This is a genomic window from Pseudoalteromonas sp. S3260, assembly GCF_005886925.1.
GTDB lineage: Bacteria > Pseudomonadota > Gammaproteobacteria > Enterobacterales > Alteromonadaceae > Pseudoalteromonas > Pseudoalteromonas tetraodonis.
This window is the reverse complement of record NZ_PNCV01000035.1, coordinates 113,806-124,255: the sequence shown is the minus strand read 5'-3', so window position 1 is coordinate 124,255 and position 10,450 is coordinate 113,806. Positions and strand designations below refer to the sequence as shown.

Below are 10,450 nucleotides of genomic sequence, written 5' to 3'. Positions count from 1 at the left end.
TTATAATGATCTTGCCGTGGACTAGCTGCCGATAATAATCGTTGAGTTAGCGAGTAACCACCTCTGTTAAGAATAAACTTTGTTTAATAGTTAGACTTTTTTTAAACGCCTTCTTTGTATTTCATTGATATCGCACCAATGCAGTATTTTGCATAAAAAAAGCGCACCTAAATGGTGCGCTTTTTTGTTTTATATATTATTTGTTTTTTTAAGTTTATGTTTTTATTATTAATTTAAAAATGGCACAAAGGTTGGATTGTATAGAGGAAATACAATAACAAGCTAGCGTCCTAAGGGGGCCTTTGTGAAAATGATCAGTGCAATAATAAAGCCATTCAAACTAGATGATGTGCGTGAAGCACTCGCTGATTTAGGCATCGAAGGAATGACAGTGGTTGACGTTAAGGGATTTGGACGTCAAAGAGGGCATACTGAGTTATACCGTGGTGCTGAATATCAAGTTGACTTTATACCTAAAATTAAACTTGAAATTGCTACTCGTAGTGAAAATTGCCAACGCGTTGTAGAAACCATTACCAAAGTCGCTGGAACGGGCAAAATTGGTGACGGCAAAATTTTTGTTTACGACCTAGATCAAATCGTCCGTATTCGTACTGGCGAGCTTGATGATGATGCAATTTAAGGGGGCAACATGGAAAATACAATTATAGAGCTGAAGTTTTCGCTCGATACGTTTTACTTTTTAATGTCTGGCATCTTAGTCATGTGGATGGCAGCCGGTTTTGCAATGTTAGAAGCGGGTTTAGTGCGCTCTAAAAATACCACAGAAATTCTAACTAAAAATATCGCGCTTTATTCTATCGCGTGTACTATGTTTTTGTTGATAGGCTACAACATTATGTACGTAGATAATGTTGAAGGCGGTGTTATTCCTTCGTTTGGTGGGCTAATAGGTAGCCAAGCGGCAGATGCTAATCATTCATTAGAGTCTGACTTTTTCTTCCAAGTAGTGTTTGTTGCAACGGCCATGTCTATCGTATCTGGCGCCGTAGCGGAGCGCATGAAATTATGGGCTTTCTTAGTGTTTACCGTAGTACTAACAGGATTAATCTACCCAATTGAAGGTTACTGGACATGGGGCGGCGGATTCTTATCTGAATTAGGCTTTGTTGATTTTGCAGGCTCTGCCATTGTACATGCAACGGGTGCGGCTGCAGCGCTTGCAGGTGTAATACTACTGGGTGCACGTAAAGGTAAATATGGTAAAAATGGTGAAATTTACCCAATTCCAGGTTCAAACTTGCCACTTGCTACATTAGGCACGTTTATTTTATGGATGGGTTGGTTTGGCTTTAACGGCGGATCACAGTTATTAATTTCAGATAAAGAAAACGCAACAGCGGTAGGTCAAATATTACTTAATACCAATGCTGCTGCAGCTATGGGGGCAATTTCAGCCTTGTTCTTATGTAAACTTTTATGGGGCAAAGCCGATTTAACCATGGTACTTAATGGTGCACTTGCAGGCTTAGTGGTTATTACTGCAGACCCATTATCACCATCACCATTAATGGCGTGCTTATTTGGCTTACTAGGTGGCTCATTAGTAATACTTAGTATTGTCGCATTGGACAAAGCTAAGATAGATGATCCCGTGGGCGCTATTTCTGTTCACGGTGTGTGTGGCATCCTAGGTATAGTGCTAGTACCTGTTACTAATGCTGAGGCCAGCATTGTTAATCAGTTGATTGGCCTACTATGTATTATTGGTTTTGTGTTTATTGCTTCATTCATTGTATGGGCAATCCTCAAGCAAACCATGGGTATTCGTGTTACCGAAGAAGAAGAGTTAAACGGTATGGATCAACACGATTGTGGTATTGATGCTTATCCAGAGTTTGTATCAGTTAGAAGTAATTAATTAAAAGTATTGTGTGTTCAATCAAAGCCCTACTCAGTTAGGGCTTTTTTGATTTCAGGAAGGGTTAATTTTTCAGGTGTTAGAGTAATGTGATAAGCTCCTCGCGTTAAATCAACCTTTGGAATGTATTACACTTAAATGGCTGAAAAAAAGAAAACATCGACCAGTAAATCCTCGACTAAGCGCGCTACTAAGTCATCTAAAACATCAGCGCGAAAAAGTGCTGCAAAAAAAACCGCAAGTTCGGCTAAACGGCCATTTTTAAAAACTTTGTTTTCTATTTTTTGGAAACTGAGTCTGGCGACTTTCATCGCTGTAGCACTTTACTTTATTTATCTTGATGCAAAAATCACCCGCCAATTTGAAGGCAATAAATGGCAACTTCCAGCCCAAGTGTATGCGCGTTCAATGACTTTTTTTCCTGGGCAGTTTTTATCTGAGCAAGAAGTTTTATGGGAGCTTAAACGTTTAAATTACACGGCAGTTAATCGCTTAAGCCGCACAGGGCAATATATTAAAACAGCCAATAGTATTAAGATTTTTCGTCGTGACTTTGAATTTTATGATGGTTTAGAAAATGCTCATGTAATTGAATTACGTTTCTCTGGGGAAAAGGTTGCCAGTATTAAAGATAAATTCGGTCGTCGCTTAAACACTGCCAGATTAGAGCCTGTACAAATAGCCCGTATAGGTAATGACTCAAAACAAGACCGCGAATTTGTGCCATTAGATAAATTTCCTGACATGCTTAAAAATGCTTTGTTAGTGGTCGAAGACCGCGATTTTTATGATCACCACGGGGTATCTGTATTTTCTATTTTACGGGCTTTATATACCAATATTCGCGCAGGGCGCACCGTGCAAGGGGGGAGCACATTAACCCAGCAGCTGGCTAAAAATATTTACCTTACCCGTGAGCGTTCGTTAGTACGTAAAATCAATGAAGCTTTTATTGCGCTTATTCTTGATTATCGTTATTCAAAAGATCAGATTCTCGAAGCCTATTTAAACGAAGTCTACCTAGGTCAGTCTTATAACCAAGGAGTACATGGGATGGGGCTGGCTGCTGAGTTTTACTTTGCAAAACCCGTTGATGAACTTGAGTACGACCAAATTGCTCTGCTGGTGGCCATGGTTAAAGGCCCTTCTTATTATAACCCTAGACGTTATAAAGAACGTGCTATGGAGCGTCGTGACTTAGTGCTGCGTTTAATGGTCGATAACAAACTTATTTCCACTAAAGAGTATCGAGCCTCATTAAAGCGCGCAATTGATATTGCGCCAATGAAAGCCAGCTTACAAAAGTCTTATCCAGGCTACTTAGAATTGGTTAATCGTGAGCTTAAACAGCTGCTACCCGATCAAGACGTATTGGATGCAGGGGTGCGTGTATTTACCTACTTCGATTTACAAAAACAAACCGCAATGGAAGAGTCGATTCAGGCCAGTTTACCTTATTTAGAAAGACGTCCAAATACCAAAGAGTTAGAAGCGGCGATGATCTCCGTTAATGTTGAAAAAGCCGGTGTATCAGCGTTAGTCTCTGGACGCGATGTGCGTTATTCAGGGTTTAACCGGGTGCTTGATACCAAGCGCAATATTGGCTCATTAGTTAAACCGGCAGTGTATTTAAGTGCACTGCAGCTTCCTCATTATAACTTAGCGACATTGCTTGATGATTCACCCGTGCAAGTCACCAACGAAGAGGGAAAAGTATGGCAGCCAGAAAACTTTGATCATCAATATCGAGGTGCCGTGCCTCTTTATAAAGCATTCAGCCACAGCATTAATATTCCGGCAGTTAACTTAGGGCTTGATGTTGGGGTTGATAAAGTTGCTAATACACTCAGAGGACTAGGTGCTAAAGGCCATATTAATGAATACCCGTCGCTGCTATTAGGGGCTATTGAAATGTCGAGTTTTGAAGTGGCTCAGCTTTATACCACAATTGCTGCTGATGGCGAATACAGAGAGCTGACGTCTATCTCGGCATTAACCGACTCTGTTGGTAAAGTACTTTATAAGCATAAAGTGAGTAACGAACAACGCTTTGATAAAGATGCCATGTACATGACCAAATACGCTATGAAGCGAGTAACTAAAGATGGCACCGCTAAACGCTTAAATTTACATTTTCCGTCGATTCAGCTCGCAGGTAAAACAGGTACCAGTAACGAATTACGCGACAGCTGGTTTGCTGGGTTTGATCAAAATACAGTGACGGTTGCATGGTTAGGTCGTGATGATAATAAAAGTACTGGCTTAACCGGCAGTGTCGGCGCGCTTGAAACCTATATTCGTTATTTAAAACCCTTAAACCCGCAAGCAATTGCCGATACCCGTCCACCTTCAATTCGGTGGGCATTTGTAAACGAGCAAACCGGGAAGCAAGCACCACCAGGGTGTGGCAAAGTGATTCAATTACCGCTTAGGGCCAGTGAGTTTAAACCAAGGCCCCAATGTATTCGCTAAGTAATAAAAACAAAAAAAGCCCGAAAGGGCTTTTTTATGGGTAAGCGTTTTTAAAAACTAAACGTTATAGCTTAGCAAAAGCGCGCTCTGCTGCTTCAATCGTTGCTTGAACTTCTTGCTCTGTGTGCGCAGCACACACAAAACCAGCTTCAAACGCTGAAGGCGCTAAATAAACCCCTTCTTCAAGCATTAAGTGGAAGAACTTTTTAAAGCGCTCTAAATCACATTCAGTGGCTTGTTTGTAAGTAGTTACTTTTTCTGCATCGGTGAAGAAAAAGCCATACATACCGCCAGCGTAGTTAGTCGTTAAGGCAATACCTGCTTTTTTAGCTGCGGCTTCAAAGCCTTCACAAATCGCTTTACTAATGGCTTCTAACTTATCATGCACGCCAGGAGCGCTTAGTAGTTCAAGTGATTTTAAGCCTGCTGCCATCGCAATAGGGTTACCTGAAAGTGTACCCGCTTGATAAACAGGGCCTACAGGGGCTATGTAATCCATGATTTCTGTTTTACCACCAAACGCGCCTACTGGCATGCCACCACCAATTACTTTACCTAAACAGGTTAAGTCTGGTTTGATGTTGTAATACGCTTGAGCGCCACCAAGGGCGACACGAAACCCTGTCATTACTTCATCAAAAATAAGCACGGATTGGTATTGATCACATACTTCACGCAGACCTTCTAAAAAGCCGGGCACTGGTGGAATACAGTTCATGTTACCGGCAACTGGTTCAACAATAATACACGCGATTTCATCGGCGTACTTGGCAAAAATCGCTTTCACTTCTTCAATATTGTTAAACGAAACGGTGAGTGTGTGCTTAGCTAAATCTTCAGGAATACCTGGAGAGTTAGGTACACCCATAGTTAATGCGCCAGAGCCGGCTTTTACTAGTAATGAGTCTGCATGGCCGTGGTAACACCCTTCAAATTTTAAGATTTTGTCACGACCAGTAAAACCACGGGCTAAACGAATTGCACTCATTGTTGCTTCAGTACCAGAGCTCACCATGCGTACTTTTTCGATTGATGGGACTAGCTCTTTTACTTTTTCAGCCATTAAAATTTCAGCTTCGGTAGGTGCACCGTAGCTTAAACCATTTTCTACCGCATCATGTACTGCTTGTTTTATTTCAGGGTGATTGTGGCCCATAATCATTGGACCCCAAGAGCCCACATAATCAATGTAACGGTTGCCATCAGCATCAAATGTAAACGCGCCCTGTGCTTTAGTAATAAACAGCGGAGTACCACCTACACCATTAAATGCACGCACTGGCGAATTTACTCCACCAGGAATAGAGTCTTGAGCTCGTTTAAATAAGTCTTGGCTAATTGTCATGAAAAATCCTATTGTTTTATCACTTTAAAATTAAAGCTTAGCTGTCGCGTTTGCGGCTAAACCAAGGAACGCTTACTTCATACTGCTCGACTTTGTTTTCTACGTCGAGGGTTAAAGCAAACAGTGCCATACGAATGAGTACGCCATTTTGTACTTGGCGGAATATCGCTAGATTGTCGTTAGCATTTAAGTCGTTATCAAGTTCGTTTGCCTCTAGGCGACTATCGCGAGGAAGCGGGTGCATTAATACTGAATTAGGTTTGCAATGAGTATTATAAATAGACTGGCTAATTCTAAATCCACCACGATACTTATTAGCTTCTTCTTGTGATGGAAAACGCTCTTCTTGGATTCGTGTTTGATAAACGATATCGGCTGCTAAGTTACCTTCCATTTTATCTACCAGTTCAATTTTATGACCGGCATTTTCAACCGCAGATAAAATTGAGTCAGGCATTTGCAAGCCATTAGGGGCAACCATTGAAAAGCGAATGTTTTTGTAATGACATAGTAGCTTTGATAGCGAGTGAACGGTTCGGCCATATTTTAAATCGCCGACTAGCGCAATATGCATACCATCGATATTTTGATCGAAGCGGTTAAGTTCACGCTCAATAGTTAATAAATCAAGCAATGCTTGGGTAGGGTGCTCATTGGGTCCGTCACCACCGTTTATTACTGGTACGCTGCAACCTGTTGCAAATTCAGCTACCGAGCCTGAGTCAGGATGGCGCATAGCAACAGCATCAGCATAAGCTGAAATAACTCGTGCGGTATCATAAAGTGATTCGCCCTTAGCAAGCGCAGAGCTTTGCATGCCGGTGGTTTCACGAACTAGTCCACCGAGTAAGTTAAACGCAGTGCCAAAACTAACACGAGTACGTGTACTGGGTTCAAAAAACAGATTTGCTAAAATAGCGCCTTCAAGCACGTTGGTCCGCTTTTGTTTTTTAGCGTATGGCTCCATTTTTTTTGCCACAGCAAATATGCGTTCAATACAGTCTCGGTCGAGTTGATTAACAGAGAGTATATTTTCACCTTGGAAACTGAACATGGGGTTATTCCTAGTTATTCAAAAAGGCGCGATAATCCACAAAGGAGCATGCAATCGCGCGTATTATACAAACTTAGTATGCGACTTGGCAGCGTAATTTATAAGCCTTTGCTAAAAGCTTGGCTTAATAATCGCCAAAGCGACAATAACGAGTAGCGCTAAAACAGGTAGCTCGTTGAAAATGCGATAAAACCGATCGCTTTTAGTATTTCTATCGTGTTTAAAATCAGCTAACAATTTGAAACAGTAGCCATGATAAATATATAAAATAATCACCAGCACGAGTTTGTAATGCAGCCACATGCTGTAACGAAACCATTCTCGGCCGTATTCAACAATAGTCAATACGCCAAATACTGCGGTAAGCACCGCAAAGGGTGTAACAAAATAAAGTAGCCGACGTTCCATTACTTTTAGCATTGAGTTACACGATTTTTCTTCACTCATAGCGTGATAAACAAAAAGTCGAGGTAGGTAAAAAATACCGGCAAACCAAGCAATCATAAAAAATACATGCAAGGTTTTGTAGATTAATAATGCGCTCATATTGTTCTCATTATTGTTAAAGTAGACTGTTACGTATGGTTAAAATATGGTGGATTTGATCCCACCTTAGTAATCCCATAATTTGTTGATTATCTAATAAGTTATATACATAAAGTGCACCACTGCGTTTATCATTCAAAATTTCAAATGCATCTGCAAGGGTGGCTTGGCTGCTAATACCTTGTAAGCTAATGTATTTTATATTGACCGCCTGATCAGACATTAAACTTAAGTCATATTCAGCTAGGCGATAACCATTTTCCTCGTCAAACACAATTAACGGTGTTTGGCTGTCCATGGCATCTAGACTGTTTTTTATTTGCTCTTTATCGTCGGAGTAGAGCAGTTTAAAGTCTTCATCCATATCATCCATTACCCCTACTTTTTGTAGGGCTTCAGTGGCGGGAGAGACATGATAGGGAAGCCCTTGAAAGTCTAATTGCTGTAAAAATATAGAGCGGTTACCAAATACCTGTAAAGCTGTAACGTAGGCGGTAGTAATGACGATCATCGCTGGCACAATAATTTCCGGTGACGAGGTCAGCTCCATCACAGTGGTCAGTGCCGCTAAGGGGGAGTGTAGTGTGGCCGCTAATAATCCTGCCATGCCCAGTACCCCGTAAGTGCCGGCTATATCGGTGCCGGGGCTAATAAATTGAGCAAAAAATGCCATTAAAGTACCGGTTAAAACGCCCAGCCCAATAACCGGACCTATCAACCCACCAGGAATACCTAAGCCAATAGCAAATAAGGTGGCTAATAACTTAGCAATTAAAATAGTGGTGAGTAGTTGAATATTTTCAGGTGACTCAACCGCAATAGTGATAGCGCTCATACCCGAGCCCATTGCTTGTGGAACTGCATAGGCAATTAAGCTGGCAATACACCCTGCAATCATTAAACGTGGAAACATACTAAGTGGTTTAAAGGTTTTAATAATTAACATTAAATTCTGATTAAAAGCATAAGCCACCGCGCCTAATCCCATGCCGCATAAAATTAAATAGGGGTAATGCCACCCACTTAAGGGGGCAATGGTTATTAGCGCAAGTTCTGAGCCTTCACCAAATACAAACTGTGTTGCTAATGCGCCGGTAACGGCTGCGAGCATAATCGGCACAAAAATATGCACTTTGTATTCTCTGAGCACCACTTCCATTACAAAAATAACCGCAGCCAGGGGGGTGTTGAACGATGCAGCAATGCCCGCGGCAACACCACAACCACTGAGGGTACGCATAGCGTTGTGGGGTAAGTGTAGTTTATTTGCTAATATGCTTGCCCCCGCTGCTCCCATATGAACTGAGGGGCCTTCGCGGCCAACAGAAAAACCGCTGATCAGTGCCAGCGCGCCGCCTACAAACTGGTTAACCGTATTATAAAGTGGCATTTGCCCGTAATGACGTTTTATTCTGTGTATTACAAAAGGGATACCCAAGCGGTAATGTTTAAAGCCGGTAAAAGCCGCAAATGTAGCTATTAATAACGCTGCAACTAAAGGCATTAATACCCGTTCTAGGGTAGGGAGAGTAGTAAAGTCGTCAGGGGTTTCTAAAAATAAGCTTTGAAAAAATAAAATGGTTAGGCGAAACAGTATAATGAAAAATGCAGCAATTAATCCGGCACTTACGCCCAATAAGCATAATTGTACGGATGTTTTTGGTTTTGCTAATCGACGTCTCAGTCGCTCAAGCCACATGCTTTATTTCCCCGTAGCATTTTTAGGCGTCAAGTTTATCAAAATAGTCTAGGGAAGTCCTTGAGATTTTTAACAACCGATTAATTTAAATTAAATTTATAATATATTGATTCACAGAACAGATTAAACGCGCATTGTTTTAATTAAAGCTTATAAACGCGAGCTTACTATACTTGATTAAAACACTCAGGTATTAGATAATCTCGTGCATTAGTATAAAGGTATTGAGGGTTATAAAATGTCTGAAGAATTACCCATTAAGTTTAGCGACGCAGCCGCTGTGCGTGTTAAACAGTTAATCGACGAAGAAGAAAACCCAGATCTAAAACTGCGTGTTTATGTCACAGGCGGTGGTTGTTCAGGTTTTCAATACGGTTTTACTTTTGATGAAAAAGCGAATCCTGGCGATTTAGAAATTGTTAAAAACGGGGTTACCTTAGTCATTGACCCAATGAGTATCCAGTATTTAGTTGACGGTGAAGTAGACTACACCGAAGGGTTAGAAGGGGCACGCTTTTTTGTCTCTAACCCTAATGCCACAACAACGTGTGGCTGTGGCGCTAGTTTTAGCGTGTAAAGATACCGTTATTTGAAAAAAAACCGCTTAATTAGCGGTTTTTTTATGTGTTTAAAGTCATAACTCAGTTGGTCTGTATTCTGTTATTTGTATTATTAACACAAAAAAACCAAGTACGAATGCAGAGAAAGCTAAAATATAGATAAAGCCTTTTTTACCCTGTTTGATTGGAATTGCATAATGGCGTAAAAAAAAGTACCAGCCCAAGCATAAAATAATAGGCAGTAAAAAAAGTAGTCTAAACATGATTTAGCCTTTTTAAACAAATAATAAGTTAATAATAAACGGCTTATATTTAAATGAAACAAAAAAGTTATAAAATATTTAACCTTATTCAGAGTTAGTAAATATTTGTTGTTAAACTTTAATCGCATAATTACTAATTAATCATTCAGATCAACGGTGAATGGTATATAATGTATCCAAGAGTGAAACGGGCAAGGTTTCATTTTTCACAATAATAAAGTGTTAATACATATTTGAGCGTTTTTATTGGTTGAATTGTAAGCGTTTACACTGCGCTTTAGTGAGTGGTTGTAGGTTTACAGTGTTGGCGATGTAAAGTGCTTAGCTATATGTATATTTAAACAACGAGTAGGAGTTGTATATGATGGGTAAAACCGTATCTTCGGAAGAAAATGCAAAATTAACAAAGTGGCTTAAAACTAAACGCCATGAAAAAGGCTACACCATGCGTAGCTTAGCGCAAATCTTGGGTACGCCACATTCTTTTATTGGCAAAATTGAAAATCAGGAACGTCGTTTAGATGTAATTGAGTTTGTTCGCTACTGTAATGCATTAGAAGTCGACCCGTATGAAGCATTAAGCTTAATTAAAGCTGACTAACGCTTTCTTTTTGGCTGTAATCGTAAAG

Annotated in this window: 10 protein-coding genes; 5 read left to right on the top strand and 5 right to left on the bottom strand. The window is 40.4% G+C overall.

The features are described from left to right. Positions 1–304 precede the first annotated feature (304 nt). The 3 genes from CWC14_RS06815 (at position 305) to mrcB (ending at position 4,354) form a co-directional block, all read left to right on the top strand. Complete coding sequence (locus tag CWC14_RS06815) at positions 305–643, top strand: P-II family nitrogen regulator (RefSeq protein ID WP_010391070.1); 339 nt, start codon at positions 305–307, stop codon at positions 641–643. 9 nt (positions 644–652) lie between these two features. Next, positions 653–1,882 (top strand): ammonium transporter AmtB, encoded by a 1,230-nt coding sequence (locus CWC14_RS06810; RefSeq protein WP_016899363.1) that lies wholly within the window; start codon positions 653–655, stop codon positions 1,880–1,882. A gap of 138 nt (positions 1,883–2,020) precedes the next feature. Then, the gene (gene mrcB, locus CWC14_RS06805) at positions 2,021–4,354 is read left to right on the top strand and encodes a penicillin-binding protein 1B (protein WP_138562025.1); all 2,334 of its coding nucleotides are present in this window, start codon (positions 2,021–2,023) and stop codon (positions 4,352–4,354) included. 64 nt (positions 4,355–4,418) lie between these two features. Here the strand turns inward: mrcB and hemL are convergent, their stop codons facing one another. The 4 genes from hemL to CWC14_RS06785 all read right to left on the bottom strand — a co-directional run bounded on the left by hemL (position 4,419) and on the right by CWC14_RS06785 (position 8,998). After that, the gene (hemL, locus tag CWC14_RS06800; RefSeq protein WP_024601882.1) at positions 4,419–5,699 is read right to left on the bottom strand and encodes a glutamate-1-semialdehyde 2,1-aminomutase; all 1,281 of its coding nucleotides are present in this window, start codon (positions 5,697–5,699) and stop codon (positions 4,419–4,421) included. 37 nt (positions 5,700–5,736) lie between these two features. Further along, on the bottom strand, positions 5,737–6,753 hold the full coding sequence (locus tag CWC14_RS06795) for an aspartate carbamoyltransferase (RefSeq protein WP_138562023.1): 1,017 nt from the start codon (positions 6,751–6,753) through the stop codon (positions 5,737–5,739). A 111-nt stretch (positions 6,754–6,864) separates the two neighbouring features. Continuing rightward, the gene (locus tag CWC14_RS06790) at positions 6,865–7,299 is read right to left on the bottom strand and encodes a CopD family protein (RefSeq protein ID WP_010391077.1); all 435 of its coding nucleotides are present in this window, start codon (positions 7,297–7,299) and stop codon (positions 6,865–6,867) included. A 16-nt stretch (positions 7,300–7,315) separates the two neighbouring features. Beyond that, the gene (locus CWC14_RS06785) at positions 7,316–8,998 is read right to left on the bottom strand and encodes a chloride channel protein (protein WP_013464337.1); all 1,683 of its coding nucleotides are present in this window, start codon (positions 8,996–8,998) and stop codon (positions 7,316–7,318) included. A gap of 238 nt (positions 8,999–9,236) precedes the next feature. Between CWC14_RS06785 and erpA the strand changes: the two genes are divergently transcribed. Beyond that, the gene (erpA, locus tag CWC14_RS06780) at positions 9,237–9,575 is read left to right on the top strand and encodes an iron-sulfur cluster insertion protein ErpA (protein ID WP_002958911.1); all 339 of its coding nucleotides are present in this window, start codon (positions 9,237–9,239) and stop codon (positions 9,573–9,575) included. A 57-nt stretch (positions 9,576–9,632) separates the two neighbouring features. Here erpA and CWC14_RS19720 read toward each other — a convergent pair whose 3' ends face one another. Continuing rightward, complete coding sequence (locus CWC14_RS19720) at positions 9,633–9,821, bottom strand: hypothetical protein (protein WP_138562021.1); 189 nt, start codon at positions 9,819–9,821, stop codon at positions 9,633–9,635. A 361-nt stretch (positions 9,822–10,182) separates the two neighbouring features. Here CWC14_RS19720 and CWC14_RS06770 point away from each other — a divergent pair, with 361 nt between their 5' ends. Then, on the top strand, positions 10,183–10,422 hold the full coding sequence (locus tag CWC14_RS06770; protein ID WP_008111877.1) for a helix-turn-helix domain-containing protein: 240 nt from the start codon (positions 10,183–10,185) through the stop codon (positions 10,420–10,422). Positions 10,423–10,450: the final 28 nt, after the last annotated feature.